Source organism: bacterium (assembly GCA_018814885.1).
Classification (GTDB): domain Bacteria; phylum Krumholzibacteriota; class Krumholzibacteriia; order LZORAL124-64-63; family LZORAL124-64-63; genus JAHIYU01.
Genome location: JAHIYU010000177.1, coordinates 89,726 through 105,844, shown reverse-complemented (window position 1 = coordinate 105,844; position 16,119 = coordinate 89,726). Strand labels below are relative to the sequence as shown.

Genomic DNA, 16,119 nt, shown 5'->3' with positions numbered 1-16,119 from the left:
CGGACCATGACCCATCCGAAGACCCGCAGGCCTCCCCAGCCTCAGCCCCGCACCTGGCGCGAGAGCGTCGAATGGGGCCGCAAGGCCATACACATCTCATCGTCGATCCTCGCCATCTGGGTGCTGTTGATCGACGAGCATCTGTGCACGATCGGCCTGGCGGCCGCGACGGTCTTCGTCATCTCCATCGACATGGCGCGCCTGGCCACCAAGCGCTGGGCCCTGTGGTTCTACCGGACCTTCCCGCTGATCTTCAGGCGCGACGAGCGCTACACCCTGTCGGGCGCCTCGGTGATGATGATCGCGGCCACGATCACGTCTTTCCTCTTCCCGTCCGTGCCGGCGGCCGCGGGCATCCTGTGCTTATCTTGGGGCGACTCGGCGGCGGCCATCGTGGGCCAGGCCGTTTCCTACCGCCGGCAACAACTCGGCCTGGAGAAGGGCACCGGCACCCGGGCGCCCGTGGTGAGCAAGCGCGGAAACAAGACCTGGGTCGGCACGACTGCCTGTTTCCTGGCCTCGATGCTCGCCATCTCGCTGGTCAGCGACGCTTCCCTGCTGCTCACCGTGGCCGGCGGTATTATGTCCGCCACGATGGAGCGCTGGACTCCGGGACGCTGGGACAACCTGACGATGCCCCTCGCGACGGCTGCCGTCATCCAGTTCTGCACCACCTGGTTCGTCTAGCCAAGGGGAGTGATCCGAGAAATGGTGTTCGCCAACCTCCTCGAGAAGCTGTTCTGCCAGAAGTCGCAGCGCGACTTCAAGAAGCTCCGACCCTTGCTGGATGAAGTGAAGGCCGCCCGCGAACCGCTCGCGGCCCTCGATGACGATGCCCTGCGCGCCAAGACCGGCGAGTTCCGCCGCCGCCTCGCCGACGGGGAGACGACGGACGACCTCCTGCCCGAGGCCTTCGGCACGGTCTGTGAAGCCTGTCGCCGTCTGGCGGAGCGCAAGGCCGCGTGGCCGGTCTGGGAACGCGAGACCGTCTGGGACATGGTGCCTTACGACGTGCAGATCGTCGGCGGGATCGTCTTGCATCAGGGCAAGATCGCCGAGATGGCCACCGGCGAGGGCAAGACCCTGGTGGCGATCATGCCGCTGTACCTGAACTCCCTGACCGGCCGGGGAGCCCACCTCGTCACGGTCAACGACTACCTGGCGCGACGCGACGCGGAATGGATGGGCGGCGTGCTCGAGTTCCTGGGCGTGAGCGTGCGCTACATCATCAACGCCATGACTCCGGACGAGCGCCGGGAGGCCTACAACGCCGACATCACCTACGGCACCAACAACGAGTTCGGCTTCGACTACCTGCGCGACAACATGTCCGTGCGCAGGGAACATCTCGTCCAGCGCGACTTCCATTACGCCATCGTGGACGAGGTGGATTCCGTCCTGATCGACGAGGCCCGCACGCCCCTGATCATCTCGGGCGCCGTGGACAAATCGACGCATCGCTTCGAAGAGCTCAACCCCCGCGTCGAGCGTCTCGTGAGGCAGCAGAACCGCCTGGTGAACGAGTGGCTGGGCCAGGTCGAGAAGACGTTCCGGGGAGCCACCGAGGACGGCGACGCGGTCGCGATCGATCCGGAGACGGCCCTCGCGCTGCTGCGCGTCGCACACGGCGCGCCGAAGAACAAGCGTTTCCGTCGCCTGGCCCAGCTGCCCGGCGTTCTCGATGCGATCAACCGTACCGAGGAAGGATTCATGCGCGACAAGGCGATGTGGGAGGCGGACGAGACCCTGCTCTACGTCGTCGAGGAGAAGCATAATTCGGTCGATCTGACCGAACAGGGACGCGAGATTCTGGCCGCCGAAGAACCAGATTTCTTCGTCCTGCCCGACCTGGCCGTGAACGTGGGGGAGATCCAGGAGAACAACAGCCTGTCCGCAGCGGAGAAGACGGAGGCCATCGAGAAGGTGGAGCGGGCCTACGCGACCAAGAACGAGTTGATCAGCAACGTGGACCAGCTCCTGCGCGCCTACACCCTGTACGAGAAGGACGACGAGTACGTCGTCATGGACGGCAAGATCCAGATCGTCGACGAGTTCACCGGCCGCCTGATGCCGGGACGGCGCTTCAGCGAGGGCCTGCACCAGGCCCTGGAGGCCAAGGAGGGCGTCAAGGTCGAGAAGGAGACCCAGACGCTGGCCACCGTCACGCTGCAGAACTTCTTCCGCATGTACGAGAAGCTGGCCGGCATGACAGGCACGGCCGTCACCGAGGAGGCCGAGTTCGGACAGATCTACGACCTGGAGGTCGTGGAGATCCCCACCAACGAACCCGTGCGCCGCCAGGACCAGGAAGACGTGGTGTTCCGCTCCAAGAAGGAGAAGTACAACGCCATCGTGGAGGAGGTCGAGCGGCTGCACGCGCTGGGGCTGCCGGTGCTGGTGGGAACCACCACGGTGGAGGTCAGCGAGCTGATCAGCCGCCTGCTCAAGCGACGCGGCATCAACCACAACGTCCTGAACGCCAAGCACCACAAGAGCGAGGCAGAGGTGGTCGCCGAAGCGGGACGCAAGGGCGCCGTGACCATCGCCACCAACATGGCGGGCCGCGGCACCGACATCAAGATCGCCATGGCCAGCCTGCTCGGCTTGCCACCCGGCAGCGGCTACGACAAGGAGACCGCGGAGGTGGCGGGAGAGCCCGCCGGCCTGCACATCATCGGCACCGAGAGGCACGAGAGCCGTCGCATCGACCGCCAGCTGCGCGGCCGCGCGGGCCGCCAGGGCGATCCCGGCGCTTCCGTCTTCTTCCTGTCGCTCGAGGACGACCTGATGCGGCTGTTCAACTCGGAGCAGCTGATCAAGATCATGGACCGCCTGGGCGTCGGGGAGGGCGAAGTCATCACGCACCCGATGGTCACCAAGGCCATCGAGCGCGCCGCCCAGCGCGTCGAGGGCCACAACTTCGGCATCCGCAAGCACCTCATCGAATACGACGACGTCGTCAACAAGCAACGCGAAGTCATCTACGCCCTGCGGCGCGAGATCCTGCTCGGCGACGACATTTCCGATCTGGTGCAGGAGGATGTCCTGAGCGTCGTGCACGCCCTGGCGGAAAAACGCGCCGATCCGAACCAGGCCAACGATTACTGGGAATTCGACGAGCTCGCGCAGGAATTCCAGAGCCTCTTCCTCACGCCCCTGCCCATCACCGGCGAGGAGCGCCTGCACATCGGGCACACGGCGCTGCGGGAGAGTCTGTCGGAAGCCGCCCTCGACAAGTACCGCGAGAAGGAGACCCGCCTCACTCCCGACGTGATGCGCCAGCTGGAGCGTTTCGTCAAGCTGCAGGTCATCGACGAGCACTGGAAGGACCACCTCAACCAGCTCGTGATGCTCCGCAGCGGCATCGGTCTGCGTTCCTACGCACAGAAGGATCCGCTGGTGGAATACAAGGCGGAGTCGTTCCACATGTTCCAGGATCTGATGGACACCATCGAGCACGACAGCGTGCGCCTGTTGATGCGGGCCGAACTCGTCCAGCGTCCCGAGCCGCCCGCCGCTCATACCCAGCAGCTGGAGGCCAAGAAGGCCGAGATGGGCTACCTCGGCGGGCAACCTCCCGCCGGGGAGACGCCGGGAGTCCCGCCGCCCGCCGGCGCCGCGGCTCCCGTGCCGGGACGACCGCAACAGACGGTGCGCAAGCAGCCCAAGGTGTCGCGCAACGAACCTTGCCCATGCGGAAGCGGCAAGAAGTACAAGAAGTGCTGTGGCCTCTGAATATCCGCCATACTTGCGGCGCGGCTTCCCCTGTGCTAGCGTTTCCGCCCTGCTCGGCGAGTGTGCCCACGTTGCGGAGGACGCTTTGAACAGATTCAGCGACAAGGTTCGACAACTGTTGATCCACATGCTCCATGACGACGAACCGGCCATGCACCTGTACGGCGGCAACGGCGGCATTCGGCACTTCGACGCTTTGGAGCAGCAGGCGCTGTCCTCGGAGGCGCGCGGCTACCTGCTGGAATTGAGCCGTCGCGGCGAGATACCCAACGAGCAGAGGGAGCTGATCATCCACTACGCCTCGCAGCTGGGCGGCGCGCCCCTCGAGCGGGTGGACGTCGAGGAACTCCTGGACCATCTCATCTTCGCCTTCCCCGACGAGGAAGATTCGCCGGGTTGCAGCCACGTTCCGCGTCCGCATTGAATCCGACGGGAAGAGGAGCCGGTTTGAAGCTGATCATCGTCGAATCCCCGGCCAAGGCCCGCACCATAGAGAAATTCCTGGGAGACGAATACAGCGTTGAGGCGAGTTACGGTCATATCCGCGACCTGCCCAGTTCGGCGGCGGAGATCCCGGCCGCGCTGCGCAAGCGCAGCTGGGCTCGGCTCGGCGTCAACGTCGACGAGGACTACGGCCCCATCTACGTGATCGGCCGCGAGAGCAAGCAGCACGTCGCGTCCCTGCGCAAGCAGATGCGGGCTGCGGACGAGCTTCTGCTCGCCACCGACGAGGACCGCGAAGGCGAGGCCATCAGCTGGCACGTGCTCGAGGTTCTCAAGCCCAAGGTTCCGGTCAAGCGCATCACCTTCCACGAGATCACGCGCACCGCCATCGCCAAGGCGCTCGAAACGCCCCGCGACGTGAACCTGTCGGTCGTCAGCGCCCAGGAAGGGCGCCGCATCCTCGACCGGCTCTTCGGCTACTCACTCTCGCCGGTGCTCTGGAAGAAGGTGCGGACCAAGCTCAGCGCCGGACGCGTCCAGAGCGTCGCTCTCCGGCTCATCGTGGAACTCGAGGAGGCGCGCCTGCGCTTCCGGGAGGCCGAGTACTGGGACCTGGAGGCGACGCTGAGCGCCGGCGGCAATCCTTTCGTCGCCCGCCTGACCGAGCTCGACGGCAACCGCGTGGCCGCGGGCAAGGATTTCGATCCCGACACCGGCCGGCTGCTCAAGGCCTCGTTGGCTCACCTGGACGAGGCGACGGCCACCGCCCTCGCGCGCGACAGCGCATCGTCGCTCCCCTGGCGCGTGGGTTCCGTCACGCGCAAGGAGACGCGCAAGCGTCCTTCGCCGCCCTTCATCACTTCCACCCTGCAGCAGGCCGCAAGCTCCCGCCTGGGCATGTCGCCGCGGCGTGCCATGCAGGTGGCTCAGCGTCTCTACGAGGGCGTCGATCTGGGCGGTTCCCGCGAGGGTCTGATCACCTACATGCGCACCGACTCCCTGAACATGAGCGAGGAGTCGCTCGCGGCGGCGGCGGAGTTCATCCGGGCCGAGTTCGGCACCGAGTACACCGCCGGTCCGCGCCGCTACCGCACGCAGGCGAAGTCGGCCCAGGAGGCCCACGAGGCCATCAGGCCCACCAACATGCTGCGCACGCCCGACGCGATGTCGCGGTATCTCGGCAAGGACGAACTCGCGCTCTACCGCCTCATCTGGCAGCGGGCCATCGCGTCTCAGATGGCCGATGCGATCCTCGATCGCACGACGATAGATCTCCAGGCGTCGACGGGGGGACGGGACCTCGTCTTCCGCGCCACCGGCTCGGTCGTGCGCTTCCCCGGCTTCTATCGCGTCGCCGGCTCTTCGGCACAGGACAGCCTGCTTCCCGAGATCGGCGAGGGCGAGGAGATCGGGGACGACGCCAGCGAGATCTCCCTGGCCGGCGTGAAGCCCCAGCGCCACGTCACCGCGCCGCCCGCGCGCTTCACCGAGGCCTCCCTCATCAAGCGGCTGGAGGAGGAGGGGATCGGTCGCCCCTCCACGTATGCCCCGACCATTTCCACCATCCAGCAGCGTGAATACGCCGTGAAGAAGAAGGGAGCCTTGCTGCCCACGTACGTCGGCATGGCAGTGATCCATCTCCTGCGCCGGCATTTCTCGCATTACATCGATCTGAAGTTCACCGCCCGCATGGAGGAGGGCCTCGACGACATAGCCGCCGGAAAGCTGGACCGCCGCGCATTCCTGGACAGCTTCTACAAGGGGGACGACGCGGGGGAAGAAGGTCTCAGCCGGGCCATCGAGCGTGAACTGCCCGGCATCGAGTATCCCGACATCCCCCTGGGCGTTGATTCCCGGACCGGCAAGGAGCTGCGCGTGCGCATCGGGCGCAACTACGTCTACGTGCAATGCGGCGATGGCGATGAGGCGCAGCGTGCCACCCTGCCCGTGGACCTCTTGATCGACGAGTTGACGCCGGAACGCGCGGCGGACCTCCTGGAGGCCCGGGACAGGTCCCGTGTACCCATCGGCAGCGATCCGGAATCCGGCCTGCCCATCTTCGTGTTGATCGGGCCCTACGGCCCCTACCTGCAGCTCGGCGAAGTCGTCGATGGCGGCCCCAAGCCGAAGCGCGTCAGTCTCGGCCGCGGCACGGACCCGTCCCGGGTAGATCTGGAACTCGCCCTGCGGCTCCTGTCCCTGCCGCGCGAGATCGGCGTCGATCCGGAATCGGGAAAACGCGTCCGTGCCGGGCTCGGACGCTACGGGGCCTACGTGGAGTGCGACCGGGTCTTCGCCAGCGTCGAGTCGATGGAGACGCTCTTCACCGTCACCCTCGACGAGGCTCTCGAGCGCATCCGGAACAAGAACCGCCGCCCGGTCCTCAAGGAAGTCGGTCCTCATCCCGCCACCGGAGTCGCCCTGCAGGTCCTCAAGGGACGGTACGGTCCCTACGTGACCGACGGCAAGCTCAACGCCTCGTTGCCGAAGGGAGATGATCCGGAGGATCTGACGGTGGACGAGGCGCTCGCGCTGCTGGCTTCCGCGGCCAAGCGCAAGAAGACGACCCGCAAGAAGACCGCGAAGAAAACCTTGAAGATGACGGCCAGGAAGACGGCCAGGAAAGCGCCGCGGAAGAAGACGTCCTGATGTCGATCCGCCCCGTGCACGTCGCCGGCGGCGGTCTGGCCGGTTGCGAGGCGGCCCTGCAGCTCGCGCGCTTCGGGATCCCGGTCGTCCTGCACGAGATGCGCCCCGCGCGCGAGACGCCCGCCCACCAGGGCGAGGCGCTGGCCCAGATCGTCTGCAGCAACTCCCTCAAGAGCGTCGACCCCACTGCCGCATCCGGTCTTTTCAAGGCGGAGCTGGCGTCGGCGGGGTGCCGCCTGCTCGCGGTCGCGCGCGCATGCGCGGTGCCCGCGGGCGCCGCCTTGGCGGTGGACAAGGAGCTGTTCTCGTCTCGAATCGAAGCCCTGCTCGCCGGCGATCCCCTGATCGAGATCGTGCGCGACGAGGTGACCGCGCCGGACGTTGCCGGGGACGCGTTCTGGATCATCGCCACCGGGCCCCTGACCTCGGCGGACCTGCGGCTCCGCCTCGAGGCGCTTACAGGTGGGGCGGGCCTGTATTTCTTCGACGCCATCGCTCCCACCGTCACCCTGGACTCCCTCGACCTGGACGCGCTCTTCCGCGCGGCCCGCTACGGCAAGGGGGAGGCCGACTACCTGAACGCACCGCTGACGCGGCCGGAATACGAGGCATTCCACGCCGCACTGACGGGGGCCGCGCGGGCCGGAGTCCGCGACTTCGACAGGTCGCACCTGTTCGCCGGCTGCCAACCCATCGAGGAGATCGCGGACAGCGGGCTCGAGACCATGGCTTTCGGCCCCCTCCGTCCGGTCGGTCTCGCGGACCCCCGCACCGGGAAGCGGCCCCATGCCGTGGTGCAGCTGCGCCAGGAGAACAGGGCTGGCACCCTGTACGGCCTGGTCGGTTTCCAGACGCGGCTGAAACGCGCGGAGCAGCGGCGCGTCTTTCGCATGATCCCCGGTCTCGGGCGGGCGGAATTCGTCCGCTACGGCCAGTTGCACCGCAATTTCTACCTGGACACGCCCCGCGTCCTGGACCGCGCCTTCGCGCTGGCCGCACGGCCCCGCCTGCGTTTCGCGGGACAGATAACCGGGGTTGAGGGGTACGTGGAATCCATCGCTTCGGGCTTGACGACCGCCTGGAGCCTCGCGGCGGAACTGCGCGGCATGCGGCTCCCGCCCTGGCCGTCGGACACGTTGCTCGGCGCACTCTTGCACGGCTTCCTCTTCGACGGAACCGGCGGTAGGCTGACCCCCATGAACGTCAACTTCGGCCTCTTGCCGCCGCTGGCTCAGCCGCCACGCGGACGCGGCGCGAGGCGGCAACGCCGGGAAGCCCTGTCCGCGCGCAGCCGGGAGAGCCTGACGCGCCACCTGCGTTCGCCGTCGCTGCAGCGTCTGCTTGCCGCCGACTCGACCCGGTGATAGATTCTCGCCGGGAGGAAGCGCATGGATCACGTCGCGGCATTTGCTCGGCACATCGATATCGAGCGGGGAGCGAGCGCACGCACGGTCGAGGCCTACCTGCGCGATCTTTCCCAGTTCATGGCCACCTGCCGCGCTTGCGGCCACCTGCCCGCCGCCGCCGGGGACGACGACTGGCGTGTCCTTTTCACCGAGCGGACCGCCGTGCGCGATCACCTGGCCATGTTGCACCGCCGCGGCCGCGCCCAGGCCACGGTCGCCCGACAGATCGCCGCGATCCGGGCCTTCGCCCGTTACCTCCACCTGGCCGGTGTCCTGGCGGCCGTGCCCGAGAGCCTCGCCCGGGGAACCTCCGCGGGCCGAGCGCGTAGACTTCCGCGCGACCTGACGGAGGAGATGATCGAAGCCCTGCTCGAGCAGCCCGACGCGTCGACGCCCCGCGGCCGCCGCGACCGCGCCATCTTGGAGGTACTCTACGGACTCGGCCTGCGCCTGGCCGAAGTCGTGGGACTCGATCTGTCGGATCTCGATTTTCCGTGCGAACGCATACGCGTGCTTGGCAAGGGCGACAAGGAGCGCATCCTGCCCCTGCTCGGCATCACGGCGCGCCGGTTGCGCGAACATCTCGAGGGCCTGCTCGACCCCGGCGTCACCCTGTCCCTGCTGGACGGCACCCTGACGGCCGCGGCCGCCCGAAGGCCGGTCTTCGAGGGCCGGCGGGGACGGCGCATCGCTCCCCGCACGGTGCAGCAGCGGGTCGCTCATCACGCCGGGAAGCTGGCCGGGCTGAGAGGCATCTCGCCCCATGCGCTGCGACACAGTTTCGCCACGCATCTGCTCGACGGCGGCGCCGGCATCCGGGTCGTGCAGGAACTGCTCGGGCACGAGCACCTGTCCACGACCCAGATCTACACGCATCTCTCCCGGGCCAGACTGCGGGAGGAATTCCGCAAGGCCCATCCACGCGCGGAGTGAGCGCGCAAGGATCCGCAGAAGGAGCGAGATGAAGAGACTCCGATCCACGACGGTCCTGGCCATCCTGCGGGACGGCAAGGGCGCCATGGCCAGCGACGGCCAGGTGACCATGGGCAACACCGTGGCCAAACGCGGCGCGGTAAAGGTGCGCACCCTCTTCGCGGGGAAGGTGCTGGTCGGCTTCGCGGGCGGCGCCGCCGACGCCCTGACCCTCTTCGAGAAGTTCGAAGGCCACCTGGAGCGGTACCGCGGCAACCTGCGCCGGGCTACGGTGGAGATGGCGCGCGAGTGGCGCAGCGACCGCATCCTGCGCCGTCTCGAGGCCATGCTGCTCGTGATGGACAGCGAGGCGATCTTCACCGTTTCGGGCAACGGCGACGTCATCGAAGGGGAAGAGGGTTCAGCGGCCGTCGGGTCGGGAGCGCCCTACGCCCTCGCGGCTTCGCGCGCACTCCTGCGCCATACGGACCTCGCGGCCGATGCCGTGTGCCGCGAAGCCATGGGGTTGGCCGGCGAGATATGCATCTACACCAACGACCATGTTACCCTGCTGACGCTCGGCGGCGAGGAGAAACCAAATTGAGCATCGTTTCCCACAGCGAGGCGTCCGGATGGACCTGCCGGGCCATCGTCGCCCAGCTCGACCGCTACATCATCGGCCAGAACGATGCCAAGCGCGCGGTCAGCATCGCCCTGCGCAACCGCTGGCGCCGCCTGCGCCTGGACGACGACATCAGGCGCGAGGTCGTGCCCAACAACATCATCATGATCGGGCCGACCGGCGTGGGCAAGACGGAGATCGCGCGACGCCTCTCGCAACTGGCCGGCCTGCCCTTCATCAAGGTCGAGGCGACCAAGTTCACGGAGAAGGGGTACGTGGGGCGCGACGTGGATTCCATGGTACGCGACCTGCTCGAGCACGGCATCTCGCTGCTGCGCCGCCGCAAGGAGGAACTGCTGCGCACCGAGATCGAGCTGGTGGTGGAGGAGCGCCTCATCGACACGCTCTTCCCGCCCCTGGCCGGCGGCGACCCCGAGCGCGAACAGCGCTGGCGACGCAGCCGCGACAAGATCCGCCAGCAGCTGCGCGACGGGGCCCTCGAGGAGCGCGATGTCACCATCACCACCCAGAGCCAGCAGGTGCCCATCGCCAACATCTTCACCGCCGCCGGGGAGGAGATGGACGCCTCCTTCGGCGACAGCCTGGGCAACCTGTTTCCCCGCAAGACCAAGGAGACCGTCCTGCCCGTCGCGCAGGCGCGCAAGCAGCTCTTCGCCCAGGAGCTGGACCGCCGCGTCGATTCGGAGCGGCTGGCGCAGGACGCCGTCGAGCTGGTCGAGCAGGGGGGCATCATCTTCATCGACGAGATCGACAAGATCGCCGGGTCCGGCAAGGGAGGCAGCGGGCCCGACGTGAGCCGCGAGGGCGTCCAGAGGGACCTGCTGCCGGTGGTCGAGGGCTCGACGGTGACCACCAAGTACGGCCCCGTGCGGACCGATCACGTCCTCTTCATCGCGGCCGGCGCCTTCCACATGAGCAAACCCAGCGACCTGATTCCGGAACTCCAGGGGCGCTTCCCGATCCGCGTGGAACTCGCGAACCTGACCGAGGCGGATTATCTGCGCATCCTGCAGGAGACCGACAGCTCCCTGCTGAAGCAGTACACGGCGCTGCTGGGGGTCGACGGCTGCCAGCTCGAATTCGCCGACGACGCCGCCGCCGCCGTGGCGCGCTACGCCCAGGAGCTCAACGAGCGCCTGGAGAACATCGGCGCCCGGCGTCTGCAGACGATCATGGCGCAACTGCTCGACGAACTCCTCTTCGAGGTCCCCGACGCCCGCACGGGCACCGTGACCATCGACGCGGCCTTCGTGGACAAGCGGCTCGCCCACGTGGTGCGCGACGAGGATACGAGCCGCTACATTCTCTGATCCGCCCCCGGGGCGGCGGCGGGACGGAGTCCCGCGAGGAGGCAAGATGAAGCTGGGTCAGAAGGACTTCCTGTCGATCGACAGGTTCACGTCGGAGGAGTTGCGCGCTATTCTCGACCTGGCCAAGGAGCAGAAGCCGTTGGCCCGCCGGCACGAACTGCCGCACACCCATCCCAACCGGTCCCTGGCCTGCGTCTTCGCCAAGCCTAGCCTGCGCACGCGCGTCAGCTTCGAGCTGGCCATGCGCCAGCTCGGCGGCAGCTCCCTGTTCATCACGGACAAGGAGATCGGCATGGGCACGCGCGAATCCGTGTACGACGTGGCCAAGGTGCTCAGCCGCTTCGTCGACGGCATCATGATCCGCTGGTTCGACCAGGCCGAAGTCGATGCGCTGGCGGCGCACGCCACGGTGCCGGTGATCAACGGGCTGACCGATCTGCTCCATCCCTGCCAGGTCATGGGCGACATCCTGACCATCGAGGAGCATCTGGGTACCATCGAGAACAAGACGGTGGTGATGCTGGGCGACGGCAACAACCTGGCCAACAGCTGGCTCAACGCCGCGCGCCGCTTCCCCTTCAACTTCGTGCTGGCCTGCCCCGAGGGCTACGATCCCGACCCGGCGATCATGGACGCGGCCGAGCGCGATGGCGCTTCCTACTGCATCATGCACGATCCACAGGCCGCCGTGGCGGGGGCCGATGTCATCTACAGCGACGCCTTCTACAGCATGGGCCAGGAGGACGAGGCCGTGCAGCGTCGCCGGGACTTCGCGCCCTTCCAGATCACCTCCGGCCTGCTCGCGGCGGCCGGCGACGACCATATCGTCCTGCACTGCCTGCCTGCCCACCGGGGCGAGGAGATCACGGACGAGGTCATGGACGGCCCCCATTCGGCGGTCTTCGACGAGGCCGAGAACCGCTTGCACATCCAGCGGGCCATCATCGCCCTGCTGGTGCCATAGGCCGTGGCTGCCGGCCGCCGCATCCGCAGGGACAGGGCCGCCGCCGCGGCTCTCGCCCTGGCGATCTGCCTGGCGGCCGCCTGCGCGACCATCGAACCGCCGGGCGGCGGACCAGCCGACCTGACACCCCCCGCGGTCGTGCGCGTGCATCCCGATTCGGGAACGGTTGGCCTGGCCGGCCTGCACGAGATCGAGATCTCCTTCTCCGAGAAGGTGGATCCATTGCCCGCGCCGCGCTTCGTCCATTTCTACCCGCCCCTGGAGATCAAGGGCACCAAGTGGCGCGGCCGCCGCCGCGCCACCATCGAATTCAGGGATCCGCTGCCGCCCGACACGGTGATCGTCGTCGAGATACCGCGGGGCTTCGCCGACGTCCACCGCGTCAAGAGCGCACGGTCGCGCCGCTATCCCCTGGCCACCGCCGACAGTGTGCCTTCGGGTACGATCAGCGGCCGTTTGTCTTTCGAGGACGGGCCGGCCGTCGGCGCCGTGGTCGAGCTGTACGCGGTGCCCCCGGACACGCTCGAGTACTTCCGGCAGGACATCCTGCGGCGGACCGAGGCCGACAGCACCGGGCGCTTCGTCCTGCCCTGGCTGGCCGTTCCCGGCGGACCGTACCTCCTGCGCGCTTTCCTCGACCACAACGGCGACCAGCGCCCGTCCGACAACGAGCCCCAGCGCCTGCTGCCCGTCGAGATCAGCCTCTCGGCCAAGGTGCCGGCGGCCGAGGCGGGCGCCCACACGCTCTTCGACCAGCGGACGCCGGGCCGGCTGCTGGGTATCATGGACAGCCTAGCCGCGGGCGATCGGGCTCTCTTCGGCTGGACACACAAGATCGCCGACAGCGACACGGGTTTCGTGCCCCTTCCGGCGCAGTCGCCGCCCCCGGGCCGGACGGCGGTGCTTCCGGGCGACACCACGGTCTTCACGCCGGCGGGACCGGGGCCGGTGCGCGCGATCCTGTTCGCGGACCTGGACGGCGACAGCCTGTTGAGCGCCCTGCCCGATTCGGTGGCCACGCCCGACACGGTGCTCTGGCGGTGGGAACCCTATGTCACGGCCGAACCGCTGGAGATCGAGCCCGGCCTCGACCTCTTCCTCCGGCTGCCGGCCGTGTCCGATTCGCTGCGACCTTGCCTTACGCCGCCGACGCCCTCGCCCGTGGCGACCGATACCCTGTCGCCGGCGCCGGCGCCGCCCGATACGACCCGACCGGCGGAAGGGGCCGACGAATGACCCGAGCCTTGCCCTTCGTGAAGATGCACGGCGCCGGCAACGATTTCCTGATGGTCGCGCGGGACGACCTGGATCGTTGCGCACTCGCGGTGGACGCCCCGCTGGTGGCGCGTCTCTGCGACAGGCGCCGGGGTGTCGGGGCCGACGGCCTGATCGTGATCGGCCCGCACGGGACCGCCGACTTCGCCATGAGCTACTACAACCGCGACGGGGGCGAGGCCGAGATGTGCGGCAACGGCGCCCGCTGCGCCTTCGCGTTCGCCAGGGAGCTGGGACTGGTAGGGGAGGGCGGCGGCGTCTGCGCCACGGCCTCCGGCCCCGTTGGCGGCGGCTTCCCAGGCGACGCGGTCGCCGTGGCTCTGCCGCCGCCCCGCGACCTGGTCCTCGACGCCTCGGTCGCGGCCGCCCATCCCTTCGACAGGCTGCACAGCGTGAACACCGGCGTGCCCCACCTGGTCATTCCGGTCGACGATCTCGAAGCCGTCGCGGTATCGCACTGGGGGCGGATACTCCGGGAGGATCCGGCCTTCGCGCCGGCCGGGACGAATGTCGACTGGGTCGCCAGGGAGGCGCACGGGGAAGCCTGGCTGGTCCGCACCTACGAGCGCGGGGTGGAAGCCGAGACCCTCGCCTGCGGCACGGGCGCCTCGGCCGTCGCCCTGGTTCTCGCGACGCTCGGCCTGGCCGCATCCCCCGTCGATCTATTGACACGCGGTGGCGATAGGTTGACGATCGAAATCCAGAGGGTGCGGGGCGAGACGCGCCTGCGACTGATCGGACCTGCGGTCGCCGTCTTCAGCGGGGAAGTGATCATCCATGACTGAGTCGCGCTACACGTTGCCGCCGGGCATCTACACGGCGCTCGTGACGCCCTTCGCGGACGGCGCGATCGACCGGGCGGCCTGGGAGCGGCTGGTGGACCGGCAGGTGCGCTCCGGTGTGGCCGGGCTGGTGCCCGTCGGTTGCACGGGGGAAGCCGCTACGCTGTCGGTCGCGGAGAGGGAATGGCTGGTGCGCAAGTGCGTCGAGCTGGCCGCCGGCCGCTGTGCGGTCGTCGCCGGCACGGGGACCAACGCGACCGCGAGCACGCTCGAGTTGACGCGGGAGGCGGCCGGCTGGGGCATCGACGCGGCGATGCTCATCGCGCCGTACTACAACAAGCCCCAGCAGCACGGCCTGATCGCCCATTACGCGAGCGTCGCGGACGCTGTGGACATACCGCTGGTGATCTACAACGTGCCCGGACGCACCGCCGTCAACATCCTGCCCGAGACCGTGCGCGCCATTGCCGGGTACCCCAACGTGGTCGCGGTCAAGGAGGCCAGCGGCGATCTCCGTCAGATCGACGCCATCTGTCGGACCTCCGGCCTGCAGGTGTTCTCCGGCGACGACGGCCTCAACCTCGAGATCTTCCGACTCGGCGGCCAGGGTGCCGTTTCGGTGCTGGGCAACCTTTTGCCGCGCACCCTGGTGGACATGTGGAAAGCCTGGTGCGCGGGGGACGAGGCGCGGGCCGCGGCAATCGCCGCTGCGGTGGCCCCGGCGGTCGAGGCCTGTTTCCGCGAGACCAATCCCGTTCCCGCGAAGGAGCTGCTCAGCCTCATGGGCTACTGCCGGCCCGATCCCCGGCTGCCCCTGGCGACGGCCACCGCGGAGAGCCGCGCCTGGCTGCGTGATTTCCACGACGGCCCCCTGGCCGGCCTGCTGCAGGCGGAGGCGTGAGATGATCGCGGTCACCGTACACGGCGCCGAAGGACGCATGGGCCGACTGGTCACCGAGCTGATCGAGGCGACCGGCGATCTCGCGCTGTGCGGCCTGGTGACGGAGGTGGGCCACGACAGTCCCGCGGGCGACTTCCATCCCCGCCTGCCCCTGACGCCCCAGGACCGGCTGCCCGAAATCCATCCGCGGGGAGGCGTGATCGTCGACTTCTCCCTGCCGACGGCCCTGGCGGGACTGCTGGCGGGGGGCGCGGCCGCCGACGCCCCGCTGGTGATCGGCACCACCGGCCACGACGAGTCGCAGATGGAGATGCTGCGCCGCTACGCCGACGAGCGGGTGGTGGTGCTCGTCACCAACTTCAGCATCGGCATCCCCGTCCTGAAACTGGTGCTGGAACAGCTCGCCACCCTTTTGCCCGAGGGCTTCATGCCCGAGCAGATCGAAACGCATCATCGCCACAAGATCGACAGGCCCAGCGGTACGGCCCGGAGTCTCGCCCTGGCCTGGGAGGCGAAGCGCGGGGGAGGCAAGGTGCCCACGCACAGCGTGCGGGTGGGCGGCGTGACCGGGGAGCACAGCTGGATCATCAGCGACGACGAGGAGACCTTGGTGGTGACCCACCGCGCGCATTCGCGTCGGGCCTTCCTGCGCGGCATCGTCCCGGCCGTGCGCTTCGCCGCCCGGGGGACACCCGGGCTGTACACCTTGGAGGACATCCTGGCGGGTGGCGCCTGAGGAACAAACAGAAGGGTCGCCTCGTGGGCGACCCCTGGTGCCTGGGCTTGTCGGAAGCCGCGATCGATCCGGCCTGCGGCGCCCTACTTGGTGTAGAGCGCTGCCATGCGCGACTTGAGGCGGGCCGCGCGCGACTTGGGGATGACCCCCTTGCGCGCCTGGGTGTCGAGCATACGGTATATGCCGCTCAACGCCTCTGGCGTTCTCTCCTCGGTCCCGGCGAGAACCTTGAATCGCTTGAGGGCGGTGCGCATCTCGGTGCGGTTCTCGCGGTTGGACAGGCGACGCTCGCCGCTGGTCTTCATGCGTTTCTTACAACTCTTGTGGTGCGGCACGTCGTGACCTCCTTCAGTGCAACCGAG

The 16,119-nt window shown here is 68.3% G+C and carries 14 protein-coding genes; 13 read left to right on the top strand and 1 reads right to left on the bottom strand.

What is annotated here, in order from left to right; translation table 11 throughout:
* Positions 1–6 precede the first annotated feature (6 nt).
* The 13 genes from KJ554_13735 (at position 7) to dapB (ending at position 15,757) form a co-directional block, all read left to right on the top strand.
* Positions 7–687 carry a hypothetical protein gene (locus tag KJ554_13735; protein MBU0743389.1) on the top strand — a complete coding sequence of 227 codons (681 nt, stop codon included), beginning with the start codon at positions 7–9 and terminating at the stop codon, positions 685–687.
* A 21-nt stretch (positions 688–708) separates the two neighbouring features.
* Positions 709–3,735: a preprotein translocase subunit SecA gene (secA, locus tag KJ554_13730; protein ID MBU0743388.1), complete on the top strand. Its 3,027-nt coding sequence runs from the start codon at positions 709–711 to the stop codon at positions 3,733–3,735.
* A gap of 85 nt (positions 3,736–3,820) precedes the next feature.
* Positions 3,821–4,159, top strand: coding sequence for a DUF494 domain-containing protein (locus tag KJ554_13725; protein MBU0743387.1), 339 nt, complete (start codon positions 3,821–3,823; stop codon positions 4,157–4,159).
* A gap of 23 nt (positions 4,160–4,182) precedes the next feature.
* The gene (gene topA, locus KJ554_13720) at positions 4,183–6,828 is read left to right on the top strand and encodes a type I DNA topoisomerase (GenBank protein ID MBU0743386.1); all 2,646 of its coding nucleotides are present in this window, start codon (positions 4,183–4,185) and stop codon (positions 6,826–6,828) included.
* The gene (gene trmFO, locus KJ554_13715; GenBank protein ID MBU0743385.1) at positions 6,828–8,192 is read left to right on the top strand and encodes a methylenetetrahydrofolate--tRNA-(uracil(54)-C(5))-methyltransferase (FADH(2)-oxidizing) TrmFO; all 1,365 of its coding nucleotides are present in this window, start codon (positions 6,828–6,830) and stop codon (positions 8,190–8,192) included. The genes topA and trmFO overlap by 1 nt, the downstream gene beginning before the upstream one ends.
* A 24-nt stretch (positions 8,193–8,216) precedes the next feature.
* The gene (locus KJ554_13710; GenBank protein ID MBU0743384.1) at positions 8,217–9,167 is read left to right on the top strand and encodes a tyrosine-type recombinase/integrase; all 951 of its coding nucleotides are present in this window, start codon (positions 8,217–8,219) and stop codon (positions 9,165–9,167) included.
* 28 nt (positions 9,168–9,195) lie between these two features.
* The gene (gene hslV, locus KJ554_13705; protein MBU0743383.1) at positions 9,196–9,750 is read left to right on the top strand and encodes an ATP-dependent protease subunit HslV; all 555 of its coding nucleotides are present in this window, start codon (positions 9,196–9,198) and stop codon (positions 9,748–9,750) included.
* Positions 9,687–11,099, top strand: a complete 1,413-nt coding sequence (hslU, locus tag KJ554_13700) for an ATP-dependent protease ATPase subunit HslU (protein MBU0743382.1) — start codon at positions 9,687–9,689, stop codon at positions 11,097–11,099. The genes hslV and hslU overlap by 64 nt, the downstream gene beginning before the upstream one ends.
* Positions 11,100–11,145: 46 nt before the next feature.
* Complete coding sequence (gene argF, locus KJ554_13695) at positions 11,146–12,063, top strand: ornithine carbamoyltransferase (GenBank protein ID MBU0743381.1); 918 nt, start codon at positions 11,146–11,148, stop codon at positions 12,061–12,063.
* A 3-nt stretch (positions 12,064–12,066) separates the two neighbouring features.
* A complete protein-coding gene (locus tag KJ554_13690) occupies positions 12,067–13,299 on the top strand; it encodes an Ig-like domain-containing protein (GenBank protein ID MBU0743380.1) in 1,233 nt (410 codons plus the stop codon).
* Positions 13,296–14,123 (top strand): diaminopimelate epimerase, encoded by an 828-nt coding sequence (dapF, locus tag KJ554_13685; GenBank protein MBU0743379.1) that lies wholly within the window; start codon positions 13,296–13,298, stop codon positions 14,121–14,123. The genes KJ554_13690 and dapF overlap by 4 nt, the downstream gene beginning before the upstream one ends.
* Positions 14,116–15,021 carry a 4-hydroxy-tetrahydrodipicolinate synthase gene (dapA, locus tag KJ554_13680; GenBank protein MBU0743378.1) on the top strand — a complete coding sequence of 302 codons (906 nt, stop codon included), beginning with the start codon at positions 14,116–14,118 and terminating at the stop codon, positions 15,019–15,021. Before dapF ends, dapA begins: the two co-directional genes overlap by 8 nt.
* A gap of 1 nt (position 15,022) precedes the next feature.
* Positions 15,023–15,757, top strand: coding sequence for a 4-hydroxy-tetrahydrodipicolinate reductase (dapB, locus tag KJ554_13675; GenBank protein ID MBU0743377.1), 735 nt, complete (start codon positions 15,023–15,025; stop codon positions 15,755–15,757).
* Between the two features lie 83 nt (positions 15,758–15,840).
* On the opposite strand, the gene rpsT is transcribed toward dapB, so the two are convergent.
* Complete coding sequence (rpsT, locus tag KJ554_13670; GenBank protein ID MBU0743376.1) at positions 15,841–16,092, bottom strand: 30S ribosomal protein S20; 252 nt, start codon at positions 16,090–16,092, stop codon at positions 15,841–15,843.
* Positions 16,093–16,119: the final 27 nt, after the last annotated feature.